Annotated in this window: 19 protein-coding genes; 17 read left to right on the forward strand and 2 right to left on the reverse strand. The window is 72.2% G+C overall.

All coding sequences use genetic code 11. The annotated features are described in order from the left end of the window. The first annotated feature begins 25 nt into the window (after positions 1-25). From coaD to mutM, 6 genes are all read left to right on the forward strand, one after another. Positions 26-505, forward strand: a complete 480-nt coding sequence (gene coaD / locus AB0398_RS04185; protein WP_366372356.1) for a pantetheine-phosphate adenylyltransferase — start codon at positions 26-28, stop codon at positions 503-505. Positions 506-615: 110 nt separating this feature from the next. Next, complete coding sequence (locus AB0398_RS04190; protein ID WP_366372208.1) at positions 616-1,689, forward strand: cell division initiation protein; 1,074 nt, start codon at positions 616-618, stop codon at positions 1,687-1,689. Positions 1,690-1,839: 150 nt separating this feature from the next. After that, on the forward strand, positions 1,840-2,493 hold the full coding sequence (locus AB0398_RS04195; protein ID WP_366372357.1) for a DUF177 domain-containing protein: 654 nt from the start codon (positions 1,840-1,842) through the stop codon (positions 2,491-2,493). A gap of 2 nt (positions 2,494-2,495) precedes the next feature. After that, entirely contained in the window at positions 2,496-2,669 is a 174-nt protein-coding gene (rpmF, locus tag AB0398_RS04200) for a 50S ribosomal protein L32 (protein WP_015036448.1), read from the forward strand. Between the two features lie 20 nt (positions 2,670-2,689). After that, positions 2,690-3,496 carry a ribonuclease III gene (gene rnc / locus AB0398_RS04205; protein WP_366372209.1) on the forward strand — a complete coding sequence of 269 codons (807 nt, stop codon included), beginning with the start codon at positions 2,690-2,692 and terminating at the stop codon, positions 3,494-3,496. Between the two features lie 148 nt (positions 3,497-3,644). After that, complete coding sequence (gene mutM / locus AB0398_RS04210; protein ID WP_366372210.1) at positions 3,645-4,508, forward strand: bifunctional DNA-formamidopyrimidine glycosylase/DNA-(apurinic or apyrimidinic site) lyase; 864 nt, start codon at positions 3,645-3,647, stop codon at positions 4,506-4,508. A 19-nt stretch (positions 4,509-4,527) separates the two neighbouring features. Here the strand turns inward: mutM and AB0398_RS04215 are convergent, their stop codons facing one another. Next, complete coding sequence (locus AB0398_RS04215; protein WP_366372211.1) at positions 4,528-4,977, reverse strand: CAP domain-containing protein; 450 nt, start codon at positions 4,975-4,977, stop codon at positions 4,528-4,530. A 10-nt stretch (positions 4,978-4,987) separates the two neighbouring features. Here AB0398_RS04215 and AB0398_RS04220 point away from each other — a divergent pair, with 10 nt between their 5' ends. The 6 genes from AB0398_RS04220 (at position 4,988) to ftsY (ending at position 13,544) form a co-directional block, all read left to right on the forward strand. Beyond that, positions 4,988-5,518: a hypothetical protein gene (locus AB0398_RS04220; protein WP_366372212.1), complete on the forward strand. Its 531-nt coding sequence runs from the start codon at positions 4,988-4,990 to the stop codon at positions 5,516-5,518. A 226-nt stretch (positions 5,519-5,744) separates the two neighbouring features. Continuing rightward, positions 5,745-6,026, forward strand: a complete 282-nt coding sequence (locus AB0398_RS04225; RefSeq protein ID WP_366372213.1) for an acylphosphatase — start codon at positions 5,745-5,747, stop codon at positions 6,024-6,026. A 387-nt stretch (positions 6,027-6,413) separates the two neighbouring features. Continuing rightward, positions 6,414-6,632: a hypothetical protein gene (locus AB0398_RS04230; RefSeq protein ID WP_053644539.1), complete on the forward strand. Its 219-nt coding sequence runs from the start codon at positions 6,414-6,416 to the stop codon at positions 6,630-6,632. A 234-nt stretch (positions 6,633-6,866) separates the two neighbouring features. After that, entirely contained in the window at positions 6,867-10,445 is a 3,579-nt protein-coding gene (gene smc, locus AB0398_RS04235; protein ID WP_366372214.1) for a chromosome segregation protein SMC, read from the forward strand. Between the two features lie 226 nt (positions 10,446-10,671). Continuing rightward, complete coding sequence (locus AB0398_RS04240; protein ID WP_366372215.1) at positions 10,672-12,105, forward strand: sugar porter family MFS transporter; 1,434 nt, start codon at positions 10,672-10,674, stop codon at positions 12,103-12,105. Between the two features lie 212 nt (positions 12,106-12,317). Next, the gene (gene ftsY / locus AB0398_RS04245) at positions 12,318-13,544 is read left to right on the forward strand and encodes a signal recognition particle-docking protein FtsY (RefSeq protein ID WP_366372216.1); all 1,227 of its coding nucleotides are present in this window, start codon (positions 12,318-12,320) and stop codon (positions 13,542-13,544) included. Between the two features lie 91 nt (positions 13,545-13,635). Here ftsY and AB0398_RS04250 read toward each other — a convergent pair whose 3' ends face one another. Further along, positions 13,636-14,289, reverse strand: coding sequence for a bifunctional DNA primase/polymerase (locus AB0398_RS04250; protein ID WP_366372217.1), 654 nt, complete (start codon positions 14,287-14,289; stop codon positions 13,636-13,638). A 425-nt stretch (positions 14,290-14,714) separates the two neighbouring features. Between AB0398_RS04250 and AB0398_RS04255 the strand changes: the two genes are divergently transcribed. The 5 genes from AB0398_RS04255 to ffh all read left to right on the forward strand — a co-directional run bounded on the left by AB0398_RS04255 (position 14,715) and on the right by ffh (position 22,414). Beyond that, positions 14,715-16,190 carry a hypothetical protein gene (locus AB0398_RS04255; RefSeq protein ID WP_366372218.1) on the forward strand — a complete coding sequence of 492 codons (1,476 nt, stop codon included), beginning with the start codon at positions 14,715-14,717 and terminating at the stop codon, positions 16,188-16,190. A 364-nt stretch (positions 16,191-16,554) separates the two neighbouring features. Next, complete coding sequence (locus AB0398_RS04260) at positions 16,555-17,904, forward strand: ammonium transporter (RefSeq protein WP_366372219.1); 1,350 nt, start codon at positions 16,555-16,557, stop codon at positions 17,902-17,904. Next, positions 17,901-18,239 carry a P-II family nitrogen regulator gene (locus AB0398_RS04265; protein ID WP_053644524.1) on the forward strand — a complete coding sequence of 113 codons (339 nt, stop codon included), beginning with the start codon at positions 17,901-17,903 and terminating at the stop codon, positions 18,237-18,239. Before AB0398_RS04260 ends, AB0398_RS04265 begins: the two co-directional genes overlap by 4 nt. Positions 18,240-18,259: 20 nt before the next feature. Further along, positions 18,260-20,728 (forward strand): [protein-PII] uridylyltransferase, encoded by a 2,469-nt coding sequence (locus AB0398_RS04270; protein WP_366372220.1) that lies wholly within the window; start codon positions 18,260-18,262, stop codon positions 20,726-20,728. A 132-nt stretch (positions 20,729-20,860) separates the two neighbouring features. Continuing rightward, positions 20,861-22,414 (forward strand): signal recognition particle protein, encoded by a 1,554-nt coding sequence (ffh, locus tag AB0398_RS04275; RefSeq protein WP_366372221.1) that lies wholly within the window; start codon positions 20,861-20,863, stop codon positions 22,412-22,414. The last annotated feature ends 65 nt before the right edge of the window (positions 22,415-22,479 follow it).

Below are 22,479 nucleotides of genomic sequence, written 5' to 3' on the forward strand. Positions count from 1 at the left end.
CGGACCGGAGAGCGAGGGACCCAAGTTGCGCCGCGCCGTCTGTCCCGGGTCATTCGACCCCATCACCAACGGACACCTCGACATCATCGCCCGCGCCTCCAAGCTGTACGACGTCGTACACGTGGCCGTGATGATCAACCAGTCGAAGAAAGGTCTCTTCACGGTCGACGAGCGGATCGAGCTGATCCGCCAGGTCACCGCCGACTTCGGCAACGTCGAGGTGGAGTCCTTCCACGGCCTGCTCGTCGACTTCTGCAAGCAGCGCGACATCCCCGCCATCGTCAAGGGCCTGCGCGCGGTCAGCGACTTCGACTACGAGCTCCAGATGGCCCAGATGAACAACGGCCTCTCGGGCGTGGAGACCCTCTTCGTCCCCACCAATCCGACGTACAGCTTCCTCTCCTCCTCGCTGGTCAAGGAGGTGGCGGCCTGGGGCGGCGACGTCTCCCACCTGGTCCCGCCGCTGGTCCTCGGGCAGCTGACCGAGCGGCTCGCGCAGAAGTGACGCGCGGCCACCGCGGCTGACGCTCCGTCACCTGGTGTCGGACGGGCACCGACTGCCCTTACAGTCGTCCCGTCCTTCTCCAACCGGCTGTAGAGAGTGGCGAGCACCAGGTGGACGTGCAGAAGAAGCTCGACGAGATCGTGGCGACCGTGCAGGGCGCCCGCTCCATGCCCATGTCGGCATCCTGCGTGGTCAACCGCGCCGAGCTGCTCGCCCTGCTCGAAGAGGTGCGGGAGGCCCTGCCCGGCTCCCTCGCCCAGGCCCGGGAGCTGATCGGCGGCCGCGAGCAGATGGTCGAGCAGGCCCGCCAGGAGGCCGGGCGGATCATCGAGGCCGCCCACGCCGAGCGCGGCTCGATCGTCTCCGACTCCCAGGTCGCCCGGGAGTCGCAGGAGGAGGCCGACCGGATCCTCTCCGAGGCCCGACGCGAGGCCGAGGAGGTCCGCGCCGAGGCCGACGACTACGTCGACTCCAAGCTCGCCAACTTCGAGGTCGTCCTCAACAAGACCATCGGCTCCGTCGACCGGGGCCGCGAGAAGCTCCTCGGCCGCGGCCCGGGGCTCGGGCCGGACGGGTACGCCGACGAGGACGCCCCTGAATACAGCGCCGATCCGCAGACGCTGATCCACCGGGCGGACGAGTACGTGGACGCCAAGCTGGGCGCCTTCGAGGCGGTCCTCAGCAAGACCCTGGAGGCCGTCGGGCGGGGCCGGCAGAAGCTGCACGGCCGGATCGCCAGCGACGCCCTCGGCGAGCACATGGCCGCCCAGGAGGGGCTCGGCGGCACGGTCCACACCAGCGACGCCGACTACCTGGCCGGCCTCGCGGAGCTCTCCGACCCCGAGCCCGCGCAGACGCCCGCCCCCCAGATCCCGGCGCAGGCCCAGGCGCAGGTCCCGGCCCCGCCGCAGCACCAGCCCGACCCGTACGGGTACCAGCAGCAGGACCCCTACGCGTACCAGCAGGTCCAGCAGCAGCCGGACCCGTACGCCTACCAGCAGCAGGCCGATCCGTACGCCTACCAGCAGCAGGACCCCTACGCGTACCAGCAGCCCGCCCCGCCGGCCCACCAGCCCCAGCAGGCCGCCGCGCTCGACGAGACCAGCTTCTTCGACACGAGCATGATCGACCTGGACCAGCTGCGCCGGTACGAGCAGCAGTACGACCAGGGGCAGCAGCAGTAGGGGAACGGGCGAAGGGCCCGGATTGGGCCCTGGGCGAAGCGTCCAGTATCCTGGCTCTTCGGTCACGCGTATGCCCGTGACCCGTGCTGCCCGCGACCGGCAGCCCACGAACCTTCCACGACGCAGAACGATCCGAAAGCAGGAAGAGCCCTGAGTACGCGCCTTGACCACCGCAACCCCCTCGTGTTCGACACACACGAGCTGGGGCGGCGTCCTGGTGCCCTCCAGCGGATCTCGCGATCGGTCGAGGCCCCCGCGGCCATGGGCGTCGAAGGAGTGATCGGAGTGCCCGAGGGCGCACCGATCGACATCGATCTCCGTCTTGAGTCGGTCATGGAAGGGGTGCTTGTCACAGGCACCGCCCGTGCGTCGGCCGAGGGGGAGTGCGTAAGGTGTCTGGAGCCCGTCGAGCTGGAGCTCGACGTGGACTTCCAGGAGATGTTCTCGTACCCCGACTCCGACGACCGGGGCCGCTCCAGGGCGGCCGCGGACGACGAAGCCGAGGAAGGCGAGGACATGATCCCCCTCGAGGACGGCATGTTCGACCTCGAACCCGTGCTGCGCGATGCGGTGGTGCTCGCACTGCCGATGCAGCCGGTGTGCCGGGAGGACTGTGCGGGTCTGTGTTCCGAGTGCGGGACCAACCTGAACGAGAACCCGGACCACCACCACGACGCCGTCGACATCCGTTGGGCGGCACTGCAGGGACTCGCCGGTTCGCTGGGAACCGATGAGAAGGACAACATGAGCGGCAAAGCCTCTGACGGGGACGTCCGAAGCGCCGCCGAGAAGCAGGAGAAGTAGCCGTGGCTGTTCCGAAGCGGAAGATGTCGCGCAGCAACACGCGCCACCGCCGGTCGCAGTGGAAGGCTGCGGTCCCCACCCTGGTTTCGTGTGAGCGTTGCCAGGAGCCGAAGCTGCAGCACATCGCGTGCCCGAGCTGCGGCACCTACAACAAGCGCCAGGTCCTCTCGGTCTGATTGGGCTGGTGAGAGGCGCAATGTCTGAGTCCCGCAAGACGGACGACAAGACGGACCATGCCTCGTCCCACACGCTTCTGGAAGGGCGGCTCGGCTACCGGCTCGAGTCCGCCCTTCTGGTGCGTGCGCTGACCCACCGTTCGTACGCGTACGAGAACGGCGGTCTGCCCACCAACGAGCGCCTGGAGTTCCTCGGGGACTCCGTGCTCGGCCTGGTGGTCACCGACACGCTGTACCGCACCCACCCCGACCTGCCCGAGGGCCAGCTGGCCAAGCTGCGGGCCGCGGTGGTCAACTCTCGTGCGCTGGCGGACGTGGGCCGCGGACTCGAACTCGGCTCCTTCATCCGGCTCGGCCGGGGCGAAGAGGGCACGGGCGGACGGGACAAGGCGTCCATCCTCGCCGACACCCTCGAAGCGGTGATCGGCGCGGTCTATCTCGACCAGGGCCTCGACGCGGCGTCCGAGCTGGTGCACCGGCTCTTCGACCCGCTGATCGAGAAGTCCTCGAACCTCGGTGCCGGCCTGGACTGGAAGACCAGCCTCCAGGAGCTCACCGCGGCCGAGGGCCTGGGCGTCCCGGAGTACCTCGTCTCCGAGGAGGGCCCGGACCACGAGAAGACCTTCACCGCTGCCGCCCGCGTCGGTGGTGTCTCGTACGGCACCGGCACCGGCCGCAGCAAGAAGGAAGCGGAACAGCAGGCGGCGGAGTCCGCGTGGCGCGCGATCCGCGCGGCCGCGGACGAGCGCGTGGCGGCGGCGAAGGCCGCGGCCGAGGCGGGAGCGGTCGCCGACCCCTCTCCTGCCAAGGACCGGGCCTCGGCCTGATCCTTCGTCCCGCTCGCCTTCCGAGCCTTCAGGGAACCCCGCCCCCAGGGCGGGGTTCCCGTCTTTTCCGCACCCCGTCCGGGCGGCAGTAGGGTGGATCAGGCTGCCCAAGAAGCCGTGAGACGGCGAAGAACTCCGGAGGAACACCGTGCCCGAGCTGCCCGAGGTCGAGGTCGTACGGCGCGGTCTGGAGCGCTGGGTCGCCGGCCGGACCGTGACCGGGGTCGAGGTCCTGCACCCCAGGGCCGTGCGCCGCCACCCGGCCGGCGGCGAGGACTTCGCGGCCCGGCTGAAGGGGCAGCGGGTCGAGGGCGCGCGGCGGCGCGGCAAGTACCTCTGGCTGCCGCTGGCCGACACCGGGACGGCCGTGCTCGGACACCTCGGCATGAGCGGGCAGCTCCTCGTCCAGCCGCACGACGCCCCCGACGAGAAGCACCTGCGGATCCGGGTCCGCTTCGACGACACGGCCGGCACCGAACTCCGCTTCGTCGACCAGCGCACCTTCGGCGGGCTCTCGCTCCACGACCAGAGCCCCGACGGCCTCCCGGACGTCATCGCGCACATCGCCCGCGACCCGCTGGACCCGGAGTTCGACGACGCCGCCTTCCAGAGCGCGCTGCGCCTGCGCCGTACGACGATCAAGCGGGCCCTCCTGGACCAGTCGCTGATCAGCGGCGTCGGCAACATCTACGCGGACGAGGCGCTCTGGCGCTCGCGGCTGCACTACGACCGGCCGACCGCCACCCTGACCCGGCCGCGCTCGGCCGAACTCCTCGGCCACGTCCGGGACGTGATGAACGCGGCGCTCGCCGTCGGCGGCACCAGCTTCGACAGCCTGTACGTGAACGTCAACGGCGAGTCCGGATACTTCGACCGCTCCCTCGACGCCTACGGCCGCGAGGACGAACCCTGCCGCCGCTGCGGCACCCCGATGCGCCGCCGCGCCTGGATGAACCGCTCCAGCTACTTCTGCCCGCGCTGCCAGCGCCCGCCGCGCGTCGTCACGGCGTGAGCGGGGCCCCGGCGGGTGCTCAGTAGCCGAAGTCCTGGGTCCACCAGGGGCCGCCGGCGCCGAAGTGCACGCCCACGCCCATCGTCTTGAAGTCGCAGTTCAGGATGTTGGCGCGGTGGCCGTCGCTGTTCATCCAGGACTTCATCACGGCCGCCGCGTCCACCTGGCCGCGGGCTATGTTCTCGCCGGCCAGGTTCGAGACGCCCGCCTGCTGGGCGCGCGCCCACGGGGTGTCCCCGTCGGGGTCCGTGTGGTCGAAGAAGCCGCGGGCGGCCATGTCCGCGCTGAACGCGCCCGCCAGCGACGCGAGCCGCGCGTCGGCGGTCACCGGGGTGCAGCCCACCGTGGCGCGCTCGGCGTTGACCAGGCGCAGGACCTGCGCCTCGGCGGCGTTGCCCCGGTTCGCGGTGGGGGCGGCGGCCTTCCGGGTCGGCGCCGGAGCGGCCGGCTTCGGCTTCGGCTTCGACACGGGCGCCTCGGTGGTGGGCGCGGCCGAGGTCTTCGGAGCGGCGGGCCTCGCGCTCGCCGTCTTCGTGGGCCGGGGGGCCGCCGTCTTCGCGGCCTTCGGCTTCGCCCCGGCCGATTGGGTCGCGCTCGGCTTCGGCTTCGCGCTGGGCTTCGCACCGGAGGAGGCGGTGGTCTTCGAGGGCTTGGGGCTCGGCTTCGCACCCGGTTTCGTGCTCGGCTTCTGCGCCGTGGAGGACGGCTTTCCGCCGCTCTCGCCCGAACCCGAACCCGAGGCCGAGTCCGAGCCCGTACCCGCGCTCGTGCCCGTGGTCGCCGGGCCCGTCGCCCCGCCCTGCGTCGTCAGCTGCGGGGCCTGCCGGGACGCCGACTGGTGCCCGGCCGTGTCGGTGCCGCCGACCGTGAGCGTGTCCCCGCCGGGCAGGAGGCCCGAGGCGACCAGGGCCGCGCCGACCGCGACCGCCGCGGAGGCACCGAGCAGACCGGTGCGCACGGACCGCCTGCGGCGGTCACCCCGGTGCCGGCGGTCCGTACCGGCCGCGTAGTCTTCTGCGGCGGGTGCGGCGCCGGAGCGACGGTGGCGTCCCATTGCTCTGCCCTCCTGCTGGTCTTTCCTGCGGATCTTTGCTGATCTTTGCGGTCGGTACCGTCGAGGTCCGACAGTCGAACGGTGCGCGCCCGAACGGGTGGGACGCGTTCGTCGGGACTGTACGCGAGTGGGAAGCGGGGGGCGATGTGCTCGTCGGACGGGATGCCCGTTAGCGTGCAGCCATGAGCGACGACGTACGGATGACCGCCTGGGTGCGCGGCCGGGTACAGGGAGTGGGCTTCCGCTGGTTCACCAGGGCAAACGCCCTGGAGATCGGCGGCCTGACGGGCTTCGCCCTCAATCTCGACGACGGCCGGGTGCAGGTCGTGGCCGAAGGAACGCGTGAGAATTGCCACCGTCTGCTCGACTGGCTCCACTCCGACGACACACCCGGACGCGTGGACGGAGTCACTGAGATCTGGGACACCCCGCGCGGCGGCTACAACGGATTCGCCATCCGCTGACGATCACTCTCCGAGACCCCTCCCGGTGACCCGGAGGGGCCTCGTACGAACGCGCCGTGACGGGCGTGTGAAGGGGAAAGCCCCTGGTGGTTGCCAAGAATCGCCCGCCGTGGAAGGCTGCGCGATGAGATCGAGCGCGACGCCCCGAAGCGCCGGGTCGAGAGGCGCGCCCGCCCCCTGAGCGGCCGTGGACTCCCCGGTCGTCCCTTCGGACGGGGCGTGATCGTGTTGACCGTCAAACTTTTTGGTGAGACTCTGGAAGCCCCGCGCACCTTGGCTGTGGGGCAGTGGAACCGGCACAACAAGTCACTGCCGAACACCGCGGGTGCGAATCCCTCACGACCCACACCGCTTCGGTCGGTCACTCATTGTGGAGGACCATCCATCATGGCAAAGGCGCTTCTCGGTTACGTCGGCGGCTCCGACCCGCGACTCCTCGCCGAGATGCGACGGCTCCAGCAGCGCGTCCAGGACCTCGAATCCGAGCTGGTACGGATCCAGTCCGAGAACGACGCGCTCGCCGCTGCCGCCGCTCATCACCAGGGAGAGTCGCTGCTCGACAGCATCGACCTCGACGTACCCCAGGCGGAGCCTGCGCTCACCTGACAGCCCAGCCCCGAGGGGCCAGGTGGGAAACAGACAGGTCGGCGCGGCCGACCGCCACACAGCCGCATATGGAACTCGACACATGTCGGCTGAACACGCAAGGGGCGCTTCGGCGTCCCTTCTTGCTTTCACCCGCTGTTTCCCCGGAGTCCCCCATGTCTCCCCCTTCCTCATCCGAGGATCTGCCCTGCACGTTCGCGGGTGAAACGCGCGGGCCCCGGTAGAGTCCCCGACGTGCACCTCAAGGCCCTGACGCTCCGCGGATTCAAGTCGTTCGCCTCGGCCACCACACTGAGGTTCGAACCGGGAATCACCTGTGTCGTGGGCCCCAACGGCTCGGGCAAGTCCAACGTCGTGGACGCCCTCTCCTGGGTCATGGGCGAACAGGGCGCCAAGTCGCTGCGCGGCGGCAAGATGGAGGACGTCATCTTCGCCGGCACGACCGGGCGCCCCCCGCTCGGCCGCGCCGAGGTCTCGCTGACCATCGACAACTCCGACGGCGCCCTGCCCATCGACTACGCCGAGGTCACCCTCACCCGGATCATGTTCCGCGGCGGCAGCAGCGAATACCAGATCAACGGCGACACCTGCCGCCTGCTCGACTTCCAGGACCTGCTCTCCGACTCCGGCATCGGGCGCGAGATGCACGTCATCGTCGGACAGGGACAGCTCGACTCCGTCCTGCACGCCGACCCGATGGGCCGCCGCGCCTTCATCGAGGAGGCCGCAGGCGTCCTCAAGCACCGCAAGCGGAAAGAGAAGGCGCTGCGGAAGCTCGACGCGATGCAGGCCAACCTCGCGCGCGTGCAGGACCTCACCGACGAACTGCGCCGGCAGCTCAAGCCGCTCGGCCGGCAGGCCGCCGTCGCCCGCCGGGCCGTCGTCATCCAGGCCGACCTGCGCGACGCGCGCCTCCGCCTCCTCGCCGACGACCTCGTCCACCTCAGGACGGCGCTCACCGCCGAGGTCGCCGACGAAGCGGCCCTCCTCGCCCGCAAGGAGGCCACCGAGGCCGAGCTCGAAGCCGCCCTCGCCCGGGAGGCCGCCCTGGAGGCGGAGGCACGCGCGCTCGTGCCCCGTCTGGAAGGCGCCCAGCAGACCTGGTACGACCTCTCCCGGCTCGCCGAACGCGTCCGGGGCACCGTCTCCCTGGCCGACGCGCGCGTGAAGAGCGCCACCACCGCGCCCCCCGAGGAGCGGCGCGGCCGCGACCCCGAGGACCTGGAGCGCGAGGCGGCCCGCGTCCGCGAACAGGAGGCCGAGCTCGAAGCCGCCCTGGAGGCGGCCGAACGCGCCCTGGAGGACGCCGTCGCCCACCGCTCCGACCTGGAGCGCGCCCTGACCGACGAGGAGCGCCGCCTCAAGGACGCGGCCCGCGCCCTCGCCGACCGGCGCGAGGGCCTCGCCCGCCTCCAGGGCCAGGTCGGCGCGGCCCGCTCGCGCGCCTCCGCCGCCGGGGCCGAGATCGACCGGCTCGCCGCCGCCCGGGACGAGGCCGCCGAACGGGCCGCCGCCGCCCAGGAGGAGTACGAACAGCTCAAGGACGAGGTCGACGGCCTCGACGCCGAGGACACCGAGCACGCCGAACGGCACGAGGCCGCCCGCCGCGGGCTCGCCGAGGCCGAAGCCGCCCTGGGCGCCGCCCGCGAGGCCCTCGATACCGCCGAGCGCCGCCGCGCCGCGACCCGCGCCCGCCACGACACCCTCGCCCTCGGACTGCGCCGCAAGGACGGCACCGGCGCCCTGCTCACCGCCGGACTCGCCGGCCTCCTCGGCCCGGCGGCCGACCTCCTCACGATCACCCCCGGCTACGAGGTCCCCGTCGCCGCCGCCCTCGGCACGGCCGCCGACGCGGTCGCCGCCGGACCCTCCGCCGCCGTCGAGGCCCTCCGCCTGCTGCGCAAGCAGGACGCGGGCCGCGCCTCCCTGCTCCTCACCGGGGCCCGGGAGCCGGACCACGACCCGGACCACGACCCGGGCCGGGGGCCCGGCCCGGTGGGTCCCGCGCCCGGCGGGCACCCGTACGCCGCCGACCTCGTCCGGGGCCCCGCCGAGCTCATGGGCGCCGTCCGCCGACTGCTCACCGGCGTCGTCGTGGTCGACGACCTGGACGAGGCCGCGGACCTGGTCAGGACCCGGCCCGCGCTGACCGCCGTCACCACCGAGGGCGACCTGCTCGGCGCGCACGTCGCGCACGGCGGCTCGGCCGGCGCCCCCAGCCTCCTCGAAGTCCAGGCCTCCGTCACCGAGGCCGCCGCCGAACTCGACGAACTGGGCGTGCGGTGCGAGGAGTTGTCCGCCGCCCGGGAGGAGGCCGGGGAGCGCCGCCGCATCGCCGCCGCGCTCGTCGAGGAACTCGACGCCCGCCGCCGTACCGCCGAGCGGGAGAAGTCCGCCGTCGCCCAGCGGCTCGGCCGGCTCGCCGGGCAGGCCAGGGGAGCGGCGGGGGAGGCCGAGCGCGCCGCCGTGGCCGCCGCCCGCGCCCAGGAGGCCCTGGAGCGGGCCACCGCCGACGCCGAGGAGCTGGCCGAACGGCTCCTGGTGGCCGAGGAGGCCGCCGCGGACGAGGGCGGCGACGAGGAGCCCGACACCTCCGCGCGCGACCGGCTCGCGGCTGACGGCTCCCGGGCGCGCCAGACCGAGATGGAGGCCCGGCTCCAGGTCCGTACCCATGAGGAGCGGGTCAGGGGGCTCGCCGGACGGGCCGACTCCCTCGACCGGGCCGCCCGCGCGGAACGGGAGGCACGCGCGCGTGCCGAGCGGCGCCGGGTCCGGCTCCGCCACGAGGCGGAGGTCGCCGGCGCGGTCGCCGCCGGGGCCCGCACGCTCCTGGCCCACGTCGAGGTCTCGCTCTCCCGCGCCGAGCGGGAGCGGGCGGTCTCCGAGGCGGCCAGGGCCGACCGGGAGCGGGGGCTCACGGCGGCCAGGGCCCGGGGCCGGGACCTCAAGGCCGAGCTGGACAAGCTGACCGACTCCGTCCACCGGGGCGAGGTCCTCGGCGCCGAGAAGCGGCTGCGGATCGAGCAGCTGGAGACGAAGGCCCTGGAGGAGTTCGGCGTCGGGCCGGCCGCCCTGGTCGCCGAGTACGGCCCCGACCAGCCCGTTCCCCCGCCGCCCGCGGTCGAGGGGGAGGAGGACGGGGAGCCCGCCGCGCCCCGGCCGTTCGTCCGTTCGGAGCAGGAGAAGCGGCTGAAGGCCGCCGAACGGGCCCACCACCAGCTCGGCAAGGTGAATCCGCTGGCCCTGGAGGAGTTCGCCGCCCTGGAGGAGCGGCACAAGTTCCTCTCGGAGCAGCTGGAGGACCTGCGGAAGACCCGGGCCGACCTGCTTCAGGTCGTGAAGGAGGTCGACCTGCGCGTCGAGCAGGTCTTCACCGAGGCGTACCGGGACACGGCCCGCGAGTTCGAGGGCGTCTTCTCGCGCCTCTTCCCGGGCGGCGAGGGCCGTCTCGTCCTCACCGACCCGGACGACATGCTCACCACCGGCGTCGAGGTGGAGGCCCGCCCGCCCGGCAAGAAGGTCAAGCGGCTCTCGCTGCTCTCCGGCGGCGAGCGCTCGCTGACGGCCGTGGCGCTGCTCGTCTCCATCTTCAAGGCCAGGCCCAGCCCGTTCTACGTGATGGACGAGGTCGAGGCGGCGCTCGACGACACCAACCTCCAGCGGCTGATCCGGATCATGCAGGAGCTCCAGGAGTCCTCGCAGCTGATCGTGATCACGCACCAGAAGCGGACCATGGAGGTCGCGGACGCGCTGTACGGCGTTTCCATGCAGGGCGACGGGGTATCCAAGGTCATCAGTCAAAGGCTGCGTTAGCGGATCCGCGCCCGACCACTGTCGAGCCGTCTTCAAGAGTTGAACCAAATGGGTATGACCCTGCCCTCAAATTCACAGGATGGGAACCCTTGACTTCGAAACTTGAACGCATAGTCTCTGCAACGTTGCTTTTACCTTCAAGTGGTGGGCGGCGTGAAGTTGTGCGCCACTGGAAGGGCTCGCCCCCCACGCCCCGACAACGCTGCCGGAGCATCCAGGAGTCCATGTGACCAGCACTGAGCCGGCGTCCACGCCGCCCCCCTCCGAAGGCCGCGCCGCCCACCCGGACCACCTCGGTCACGTCATCTTCATCACGGCCTCCGCCGCGATGGGCGGTTTCCTCTTCGGCTACGACAGCTCCGTCATCAACGGCGCCGTGGAAGCGATCCGCGACCGGTACGAGATCGGCTCCGGCACGCTCGCCCAGGTCATCGCCATCGCCCTGATCGGCTGTGCCATCGGCGCCGCCACCGCCGGCCGGATCGCCGACCGCATCGGCCGCATCCGCTGCATGCAGATCGCCGCCGTCCTCTTCACCGTCAGCGCCGTCGGCTCGGCCCTGCCCTTCGCCCTCTGGGACCTCGCCTTCTGGCGGATCATCGGCGGCTTCGCCATCGGCATGGCCTCCGTCATCGGCCCCGCCTACATCGCCGAGGTCGCCCCCGCCGCGTACCGGGGCCGCCTCGGCTCCTTCCAGCAGGCCGCCATCGTCATCGGCATCGCCATCTCCCAGCTGGTCAACTACGGCATCCTCCAGCTCGCCGACGGCGACCAGCGCGGCAAGATCGGCGGCCTGGAGGCCTGGCAGTGGATGCTCGGCGTGATGGTCGTCCCCGCCCTCCTCTACGGCCTGCTCTCCTTCGCGATCCCCGAGTCCCCCCGCTTCCTGATCTCCGTCGGCAAGATCGACAAGGCCAAGGAGGTCCTCGCCGAGGTCGAGGGCAAGGACGTGAACCTGGACCACCGGGTGAACGAGATCGAGCAGGCCATGCGCCGCGAGCACAAGTCCACCTTCTGGGACCTGTTCGCCAACGGCAGCCGCTTCAAGCTGCTGCCCATCGTCTGGGTCGGCATCGGCCTCTCGGTCTTCCAGCAGCTCGTCGGCATCAACGTCGCGTTCTACTACTCCGCGACCCTCTGGCAGTCCGTCGGCATCGACCCGTCCAGCTCGTTCTTCTACTCGTTCACCACGTCGATCATCAACATCATCGGCACCGTGATCGCGATGGTCCTGGTCGACCGGGTCGGCCGCAAGCCGCTCGCCCTCGTCGGCTCCGTCGGCATGGCGATCGCCCTCGCCTTCGAGGCCTGGGCCTTCTCCGCCGACCTCGTCGACGGCAAGCTGCCCGAGACCCAGGGCGTCGTGGCCCTCGTCGCCGCCCACGTCTTCGTGCTCTTCTTCGCCCTCTCGTGGGGCGTGGTGGTCTGGGTCTTCCTCGGCGAGATGTTCCCCAACCGGATCCGCGCCGCCGCCCTCGGCGTCGCCGCCTCCGCCCAGTGGATCGCCAACTGGGCCATCACCGCCAGCTTCCCGTCCCTCGCGGACTGGAACCTCTCCGGCACCTACATCATCTACACGGTCTTCGCCGTGCTCTCGATCCCCTTCGTGCTCCGGTACGTCAAGGAGACCAAGGGCAAGGCGTTGGAGGAGATGGGCTAGGGGCCTGTGCGGCGGATCAGGGCCGAAAAGGCCCCACCCCCGCTGCCCTCTCTCCTCGCTCATCGAGACCGCCCCGGTCCGAGGCCCCGCGCCCCGGACCGGGGCGGTTCCCGTGTGCGGCACCGCCGAACGGCGGACCGGTCCGGCCGCGGGGGCGTGCCCCACGGGGAGTACGAGGGACGGGGACGGGGTGACGCCATACTGGACCCGTTATGGAACTCATCCTTGCTGTAGTCATCGCTCTGGTCGTCGTGGTCGCCGTGACGAGCGGGCTCGTGGTCAGCGGCCGCAAGAAGAAGCAGCTGCCCCCGGCCGAGCCGCCGTCCGCCCCGCCGACCATCACCGCTCCGCCCGCCGAGCCGCGCGTCGGCGAGGAGGCGGAGACACCGCGGGAAGAACCACGCCGCACGGTCGAGGAGGTCGAGCTCCCCACGGCCGAGGAGGCCACCGGGACGCCGACCGCCGTCGAGGACCCGGTCGTCGCCGAGCCCCCGGCCCCCGTGATCGAGGTTCCCGAGCCCACCGCCGGCCGTCTCGTACGGCTCCGGGCCCGCCTCGCCCGCTCCCAGAACTCGCTCGGCAAGGGGCTGCTCACGCTCCTGTCCCGCGAGCACCTCGACGAGGACACCTGGGAGGAGATCGAGGAGACCCTCCTCACCGCCGACGTCGGCGTCGCCCCCACCCAGGAGCTCGTCGAGCGGCTGCGCGAGCGCGTGAAGGTGCTCGGCACCCGCACCCCCGACGAGCTGCGCGGTCTGCTCCGCGAGGAGCTGATCACCCTCCTCGGCCCCGACCTCGACCGCGCGGTGAAGACCGAGAGCCCCGCGGACGTCCCCGGCGTCGTCATGGTCGTCGGCGTCAACGGCACCGGCAAGACCACCACCACCGGCAAGCTGGCCCGCGTCCTCGTCGCCGACGGCAAGTCCGTCGTCCTCGGCGCCGCCGACACCTTCCGCGCCGCCGCCGCCGACCAGCTCCAGACCTGGGGCGAGCGCGTCGGCGCCCGCACCATCCGCGGCCCGGAGGGCGGCGACCCGGCGTCGATCGCCTTCGACGCGGTCAAGGAGGGCATCGCGGAAGGTGCCGACGTCGTCCTCATCGACACCGCCGGCCGCCTCCACACCAAGACCGGCCTCATGGACGAGCTCGGCAAGGTCAAGCGCGTCGTCGAGAAGCACGGCCCGCTCGACGAGGTCCTCCTCGTCCTCGACGCCACCACCGGGCAGAACGGCCTGATCCAGGCCCGCGTCTTCGCCGAGGTCGTCGACATCACCGGCATCGTCCTGACCAAGCTCGACGGCACCGCCAAGGGCGGCATCGTCATCGCCGTCCAGCGCGAGCTGGGCGTCCCGGTCAAGCTCATCGGCCTGGGCGAGGGCCCGGACGACCTGGCCCCCTTCGAACCGGGCGCCTTCGTCGACGCCCTGATCGGCGACTGACCGCGCGTCGTCCACGCGCACGCGTGAAGGGCCCCCGCCGATCCCCGGCGGGGGTCCTTTCCCGTACGGGCGTCAGAAGTGCGTACAGCCGTCAGTAGTGCGTGCGGTGGCAGATGTACGCCAGGGTGCCGAGCAGCAGCCGCGCCTGCGGCGGCGCGCCCGCCGTGTCCAGGGTCGGGGGCCGCAGCCAGCGCACCGGCCCGAGGCCGCCCAGGTCCGACGGGGGAGCGGTGACGTACGAGCCGGGGCCCAGACAGCGCAGGTCCAGATCGGCGTCGTCCCAGCCCATCCGGTACAGGAGCCGCGGCAGCTCGGACGCCGCCCCCGGCGCCACGAAGAACCGCGCCCGGCCGGTCGGGGTCGCGCACACCGGGCCGAGCGGAAGGCCCATGCGCTCCAGGCGGACCAGGGCCCGCCGGCCCGCCGCCTCCGCCACCTCGATCACGTCGAAGGCCTTGCCCACCGGGAGCAGCAGCGCCGCGCCGGGGTACTCCGACCACGCCTTGGCCGCGTCGTCCAGACCGGCGCCCGCCGGGACCGGCTCCGCGAAGGACAGCGGGTGCGCCCCGGGCGCCGCGCACACCGGATCGCCGCAGGAGCACCGACCGGAGACGGCCCGCGCCCCGGGGACCACGTCCCAGCCCCACAGCCCCGTGTACTCCGCCACCGCTGTGCACTCCGTGGCGCGTACGCGGCGGCGTGCGCCGGACCGCATCTCACGAATGCCGCCGATCGTGAAACCCATGTCCCCTCCAACGGGTCGAGCGCGCCGGTGGTTACGACCGGGAGCAGTGCCGTCACGCCCCGTCACGCTCTGTCGCCGAGGGCGGCGCACGGTCGTGCGGGGGGTGGCGCGGACCGCGACACGCGCCTCTCCGCGCACCCGTCCGCCGATTCCGGTTCGTCGCATGTCAAGTCAAGCGCGTTCCACGGGTGGTGGGTTCATTCGAAGGGGTGGCGAATGGTGGCGTTTCTTGTATCCCCCTCGTAGAGGGGTGATCGTAGGGTTACTTTCGGTACTCGAACCGCGGGACGCACTGCACGTGTGGGTATGCCGGTGGCAACCCGGTTTCCAGTTCGAAGGAGCGCGAACGCCGGACGGACGCCGCGAGAGACGGCATTCTGATAAGCGTTCGCACGACAGGCAATCAGGTGGATGGGGGCGTTCCAGTGGGCGGCAACGGCGCAGACGGTACGACTGCCGGCAAGCGCCCGAACGAGCGGCTGGGCTCGTGGTTCGTGCGCAGCGGCTGGTCCAAGGGCGAACTGGCGCGCCAGGTGAACCGCAGGGCGCGCCAGATGGGCGCGCACCACATCTCCACCGACACCTCGCGCGTACGCCGCTGGCTCGACGGCGAGCAGCCCCGCGAGCCCATCCCGCGGATCCTCTCCGAGCTCTTCTCCGAGCGCTTCGGATCCGTCGTCGCCGTCGAGGACCTCGGCCTGCGCGCCGCCCACCAGTCGCCCTCCGTCTCCGGGGTCGACCTCCCCTGGGCCGGTCCCCAGACCGTCGCCCTGCTCAGCGAGTTCTCCCGCAGCGACCTCATGCTCGCCCGCCGGGGCTTCCTCGGCTCCTCCCTCTCCCTCGCCGCGGGACCCGCCCTCATCGAACCGATGCAGCGCTGGCTCGTTCCCACCCCGGCCGGCGAGGCCGAGCGGCCCGTCCCCCTCGCCGACGCCCGCCGCCCCCAACGGCTCTCCGAGGTCGAGCTCAACCTCCTGGAGTCCACCACCGCCATGTTCCGCAAGTGGGACGCCCAGTGCGGCGGCGGACTGCGCCGCAAGGCCGTCGTCGGACAGCTCCACGAGGTCACCGACCTCCTCCAGGAGCCCCACCCCGCCGACGTCTCCAAGCGCCTCTTCACCTGCGCCGCCGAACTCGCCGAACTCGCCGGCTGGATGAGCTACGACGTCGGCCTCCAGCCCACCGCCCAGAAGTACTTCGTGCTCGCCCTGCACGCCGCCAAGGAAGCCGGCGACAAGCCCCTCGGCTCGTACATCCTGTCGTCCATGAGCCGCCAGATGATCCACCTCGGCCGGCCCGACGACGCCCTCGAACTCATCCACCTCGCCCAGTACGGCAGCCGGGACTGCGCCACCGCCCGCACCCAGGCCATGCTGTATGCGATGGAGGCCCGCGCCTACGCCAACATGGGCCAGCCCTCCAAGTGCAAGCGGGCCGTCCGGATGGCCGAGGACACCTTCGCCGACGTCGGCCTGGAGGGCGAGCCCGAGCCCGACTGGATCGGGTTCTTCTCCGAGGCCGAGCTCAACGGCGAGAACTCCCACTCCTACCGCGACCTCGCCTACGTCGCCGGACGCTCCCCGACCTACGCCTCCCTCGCCGAACCCCTCATGGAGCGGGCCGTCGAGCTCTTCGAGAAGGACACCGACCACCAGCGCTCGTACGCCCTCAACCTGATCGGCCTCGCCACCGTCCACCTCCTCAAGCGCGAGCCCGAGCAGTCCGTCGTCCTCGCCGAGAAGGCCCTCGGCGTCGCCCGCAGCATCCGCTCCGAGCGGGTCAACACCCGGCTCCGCAAGACCGTCGACCACGCCGCCCGCGGCTTCGGAGACGTCGCCGAGGTCGTCCAGCTCACCGACCGGCTCGCCCAGCTCCTCCCCGAGGCCGCCGAAGCCGTCTGACCCCTCCCGCCCGGGCCCCCGGGGCCCGCCCGGACCCCGGCCGCGCCGGACGTCCCGTACTGCCCGACTCGGCTCCCCCGCCGCACGGACACACGGACGCCGGCGCGGCCGGTTCGCGTCCCCCGCCCCGTACCGGACGCCCGCCCGGCGCCGTACGCGCGGAGAGTACGCCGTTACCTGCCCGTGACCCGCGTGTTCACGGTCACGTAACACGCCCCACCCCTTCGTCACGGCTCCGAAACATCGAGCGGCACCGCCGGAAACCGCGCTGCGCGAATCTCTGGCCCATAACCGGCCATCCCTCACGGCCGGCCGCTCTCCGGCCCCGCCCCGCACAGGCCGTACCGACGACGAGGAGACGCCGATGGCACCAGCCATCACGACCCTGGCCGCAGACGCCCCCGCGCTGTCCGCCGCCAACACCGGGTTCATGCTCATCTGCTCCGCCCTGGTCATGCTGATGACCCCGGGACTCGCCTTCTTCTACGGAGGCATGGTCCGCGTCAAGTCCACCCTCAACATGCTGATGATGAGCTTCGTCAGCCTCGGGATCGTCACGATCCTGTGGGTGCTCTACGGCTTCAGCATCGCCTTCGGCACCGACGTCGGCTCGGTCGTCGGCTGGTCCTCCGACTACGTCGGCCTCAGCGGCATCGGCATCACCGAACTGTGGGACGGCTACACCATCCCCGTCTACGTCTTCGCCGTCTTCCAGCTGATGTTCGCGATCATCACCCCCGCCCTCATCAGCGGCGCCCTCGCCGACCGCGTCAAGTTCACCGCCTGGGTCCTCTTCATCACCCTCTGGGTCACGATCGTGTACTTCCCGGTCGCCCACTGGGTCTGGGGCTCCGGCGGCTGGCTCTTCGAGATGGGCGTCATCGACTTCGCCGGCGGCACGGCCGTCCACATCAACGCCGGCGCCGCCGCCCTCGGCGTCATCCTCGTCATCGGCAAGCGCGTCGGCTTCAAGAAGGACCCGATGCGCCCGCACAGCCTCCCGCTGGTCATGCTCGGCGCCGCCCTCCTCTGGTTCGGCTGGTTCGGCTTCAACGCCGGCTCCTGGCTCGGCAACGACGACGGCGTCGGCGCCGTGATGTTCGTCAACACCCAGGTCGCCACCGCCGCCGCCATGCTCGCCTGGCTCGCCTACGAGAAGATCCGCCACGGCTCCTTCACCACCCTCGGCGCCGCCTCCGGCGCGGTCGCCGGTCTCGTCGCCATCACCCCCGCCGGCGGCTCCGTCAGCCCCCTCGGCGCGATCGCCGTCGGCGCCGTCGCCGGCCTCCTCTGCGCCATGGCCGTCGGCCTCAAGTACAAGTTCGGCTACGACGACTCCCTCGACGTCGTCGGCGTCCACCTCGTCGGCGGTGTCGTCGGCTCCCTCCTCGTCGGCTTCTTCGCCACCGGCGGCGTCCAGTCCGACGCCAAGGGCCTCTTCTACGGCGGCGGCCTGGAGCAGCTCGGCAAGCAGGCCGTCGGCGTCTTCGCGGTCCTCGCCTACTCTCTGATCGTCTCCGCAATCCTCGCCCTGATCGTCGACAAGACGATCGGGATGCGGGTCAGCGAGGACGACGAGGTCTCCGGCATCGACCAGGTCGAGCACGCCGAGACCGCGTACGACTTCAGCGGCGCCGGCGGCGGCACCTCCTCCCGCACCACCGCCGCCGCCCCCGCCCCGGCCGTCACGCAGAACAAGAAGGTGGACGCATGAAGCTCATCACCGCGGTCGTGAAGCCGCACCGGCTCGACGAGATCAAGGAGGCCCTCCAGGCGTTCGGCGTCCACGGCCTCACCGTCACCGAGGCCAGCGGCTACGGCCGCCAGCGCGGCCACACCGAGGTCTACCGGGGCGCCGAGTACACCGTCGACCTGGTCCCCAAGATCCGCATCGAGGTCCTCGTCGAGGACGAGGACGCCGAACAGCTCGTCGACGTCGTCGTCAAGGCCGCCCGAACCGGCAAGATCGGAGACGGCAAGGTGTGGAGCGTGCCGGTCGAGACCGCCGTAAGGGTCCGCACCGGCGAGCGCGGTCCGGACGCACTGTAAGCACACGAAGGAGCCGCCGGGTGACGAGCCTCGAAGTCAGCGCACAGAACGAAGATTCGGGACCCGGCGGTTACGCGGCGGCCCGGCTGCTCCTCCTCCACGAGAAGGAGCGGTCCGGGCCGCCGCGCCGTACCGCCCTCGCCCGCCTCACCGACGACTGGCTGGCCGGCCTCTTCGCCGCCGCCGCGCCGCCCCGCGGAACCGCCCTCGTCGCCGTCGGCGGCTACGGCCGCTCCGAACTCTCCCCCCGCAGCGACCTCGACCTCCTCCTGCTCCACGACGGCACCGCCGACAAGGCCGCGATCGCCGCCCTCGCCGACCGGATCTGGTACCCCGTCTGGGACCTCGGCCTCGCCCTCGACCACTCCGTCCGCACCCCCGCCGAGGCCCGCACCACCGCCGCCGAGGACCTCAAGGTCCACCTCGGCCTCCTCGACGCCCGGCCCCTCGCCGGAGACGCCGGACTCGTCGCCGCCCTGCGCACCACCGTCCTCGCCGACTGGCGCAACCAGGCCCCCAAACGCCTCCCCGAACTCGACGAGCTCTGCCGCGAGCGCGCCGAACGCATGGGCGAGCTCCAGTTCCTCCTCGAACCCGACCTCAAGGAGGCCCGCGGCGGACTGCGCGACGCCCAGGCCCTCCGCGCCGTCGCCGCCTCCTGGCTCGCCGACGCGCCCCGCGAAGGCCTCGACCGCGCCCGCCGCGCCCTCCTCGACGCCCGCGACGCCCTCCACCTGGCCACCGGCCGCGCCACCGACCGGCTCGCCCTCCAGGAACAGGACGCCGTCGCCGCCGAACTCGGCCTCCTCGACGCCGACACCCTGCTCCGCGAGGTGTACGAGGCCGCCCGGACCATCTCGTACGCCACCGACGTCACCTGGCGCGAGGTCAACCGCGTCCTCAAGGCCCGCTCGGCCCGCCCCCGGCTCCGGTCCCTCCTCGGCCGGACCGGAGGCCGCTCCGGCGGCAAACCCCCGATCGAGCGCACCCCGCTGGCCGAGGGCGTCGTCGAGATGGACGGCGAGGTCGTCCTCGCCCTCACCGCCAAACCCGAACGCGACCCCGTCCTGCCCCTGCGCGCCGCCGCTGCGGCCGCCCAGTCCGGCCTGCCGCTCTCCCCGCACGCCGTACGCCGGCTCGCCGCCACCGCCAAACCCCTCCCGTTGCCCTGGCCCGCCGAGGCGCGCGAGGAACTCGTCACCCTCCTCGGCGCCGGCGAGGCCACCGTCCCCGTCTGGGAGGCCCTGGAGGCCGAGGGGATCGTCACCCGGCTGCTCCCCGACTGGGAACGCGTCCGCTGCCGCCCCCAGCGCAACCCCGTCCACACCTGGACCGTCGACCGCCACCTCGTCGAGACCGCCGTCCGCGCCGCCTCGCTCACCCGCCGCGTCGGCCGCCCCGACCTCCTCCTCGTCGCCGCCCTCCTCCACGACATCGGCAAGGGCTGGCCCGGCGACCACTCCGTCGCCGGCGAGACCATCGCCCGCGACCTCGCCGCCCGCGTCGGCTTCGACCGCACCGACACCGCCACCGTCGCCACCGCCGTCCGCCACCACCTCCTCCTCGTCGAGACCGCCACCCGGCGCGACCTCGACGACCCCGCCACCGTCCAGGCCGTCGCCGCCGCCGTCGGCACTCTCGGCACCCTGGAGCTCCTGCACGCCCTCACCGAGGCCGACGCCCTCGCCACCGGCCCCGCCGCCTGGTCCTCCTGGCGCGCCTCGCTCGTCGCCGACCTGGTCAAACGGGTCGCGGGCGTCCTCGCCGGCGAACCCCTGCCCGACCCCGAGGCCGCCGCGCCCAGCGCCGAACAGGAACGCCTCGCCATCGAGGCCCTGCGCACCGGCGAACCCGTCCTCGCCCTCCACACCCAGGCCGAGCGGCGGACGGACGGCGACGAGGACGACACGGCCCCCGAGCCCGTCGGCGTCGAACTCGTCATCGCCCTGCCCGACCAGCCCGGCGTCCTGCCCGCCGTCGCCGGCGTCCTCGCCCTGCACCGCCTCACCGTCCGCGCCGCCGACCTGCGCGCCGTCGACCTCCCCACCGGCCTCGGCACCGGCTCCGTCCTCGTCCTCGACTGGCGCGTCGCCGCCGAATACGGCTCCCTGCCCGAGGCCACCCGGCTCCGCGCCGACCTCGTCCGCGCCCTCGACGGCTCCCTCGACATCCCCGCCCGCCTCGCCGAACGCGAGGCGGCCTACCCCCGGCGCCGGGGCCTCACCGCCCCGCCGCCCCGCGTCACCGTCGCCGCCGCCGACTCCCGCCTCGCCACCGTCATCGAGGTCCGCGCCCAGGACGCGCCCGGCCTCCTCCACCGCATCGGCCGCGCCCTGGAGGGAGCGGCGGTACGGGTCAGGAGCGCCCACGTCTCCACCCTGGGCGCCAACGCCGTCGACACCCTGTACGTGACCCGCCCGGACGGCTCCCTGCTGCCCCCGGAGGAGGCGGTGGACCTGGCGAGGACGCTGGAGACGGCGCTGGGGTGACCTCCCGGCCGCCGGCCCGTCCCGTCCGCCCCCGCGCGCCGTATATCGGCGGGCGGGGGCACACACTTCGACCAGCCCGATACTCTGGAGGGCAATCCGAACGCCCCCGACACCCGAGGATCCGCGACCGCCGTGTTCGATACCCTCTCCGACCGCCTTGCAGCGACCTTCAAGAACCTCCGTGGCAAGGGCCGTCTGTCCGAGGCGGACATCGACGCCACCGCCCGTGAGATCCGCATCGCCCTGCTCGAGGCGGACGTCGCCCTGCCGGTCGTCCGGTCCTTCATCAAGCAGGTCAAGGAGCGCGCCACCGGCTCCGAGGTCTCCCAGGCCCTGAACCCGGCCCAGCAGGTCATCAAGATCGTCAACGACGAGCTGGTCGCCATCCTCGGCGGCGAGACCCGCCGCCTCCGGTTCGCCAAGACCGCGCCCACCGTGATCATGCTCGCCGGTCTCCAGGGCGCCGGTAAGACCACCCTCGCCGGAAAGCTCGGCCTCTGGCTCAAGGGCCAGGGCCACTCCCCGCTGCTCGTCGCCTGCGACCTCCAGCGCCCCAACGCCGTCAACCAGCTCTCCGTCGTCGCCGACCGCGCGGGCGTGGCCTTCTACGGCCCCCAGCCGGGCAACGGCGTCGGCGACCCGGTCCAGGTCGCCAAGGACTCGATCGACTACGCGCGCACCAAGCTCTACGACGTCGTCATCGTCGACACCGCCGGCCGCCTCGGCATCGACCAGGAGCTGATGCGGCAGGCCGCGGACATCCGCGACGCCGTCTCTCCCGACGAGATCCTCTTCGTCGTCGACGCCATGATCGGCCAGGACGCGGTCAACACCGCCGAGGCCTTCCGCGACGGCGTCGGCTTCGACGGCGTCGTGCTCTCCAAGCTCGACGGCGACGCCCGCGGCGGCGCCGCGCTCTCTATCGCGCACGTCACCGGCAAGCAGATCATGTTCGCCTCCAACGGCGAGAAGCTGGACGAGTTCGACGCGTTCCACCCGGACCGCATGGCGTCCCGCATCCTCGGCATGGGCGACATGCTCTCCCTCATCGAGAAGGCCCAGCAGACCTTCGACGAGGAAGAGGCCGCCAAGATGGCCTCGAAGCTCGCGTCGAAGAAGGGCCAGGAGTTCACGCTCGACGACTTCCTGGCCCAGATGGAGCAGGTCCGCAAGATGGGCTCCATCTCCAAGCTCCTCGGCATGCTCCCGGGCATGGCCCAGATGAAGGAGCAGATCAACAACATCGACGAGAAGGACGTCGACCGCACGGCCGCCATCATCAAGTCGATGACCCCGGCCGAGCGCCAGGACCCGACGATCATCAACGGCTCCCGCCGCGCCCGCATCGCCAAGGGCTCCGGCGTCGAGGTCAGCGCGGTCAAGGGTCTGGTCGAGCGGTTCTTCGAGGCCCGCAAGATGATGTCCCGCATGGCCCAGGGCGGCGGCCTGCCGGGCATGCCCGGCATCCCCGGCATGGGCGGCGGCCCCGGCCGCCAGAAGAAGCAAATCAAGCAGGCCAAGGGCAAGCGCAAGAGCGGCAACCCGATGAAGCGGAAGGCCGAGGAGCAGGCCGCCGCCGAGCGCCGCGAGCAGGCGCAGCAGGGCGGCGCCTTCGGCCTGCCCGGGGCGGGCCAGACCCCGAAGGACTTCGAGCTGCCGGACGAGTTCAAGAAGTTCATGGGCTGACATCCCGTACGAGAAGGGGCCCGGGGTGGTGGAAAACCGCCCCGGGCCCCTTTTCATCCCTCCGG

It is taken from the genome of Streptomyces sp. NPDC086147 (assembly GCF_040702165.1).
Taxonomy (GTDB): Bacteria; Actinomycetota; Actinomycetes; order Streptomycetales; family Streptomycetaceae; genus Streptomyces.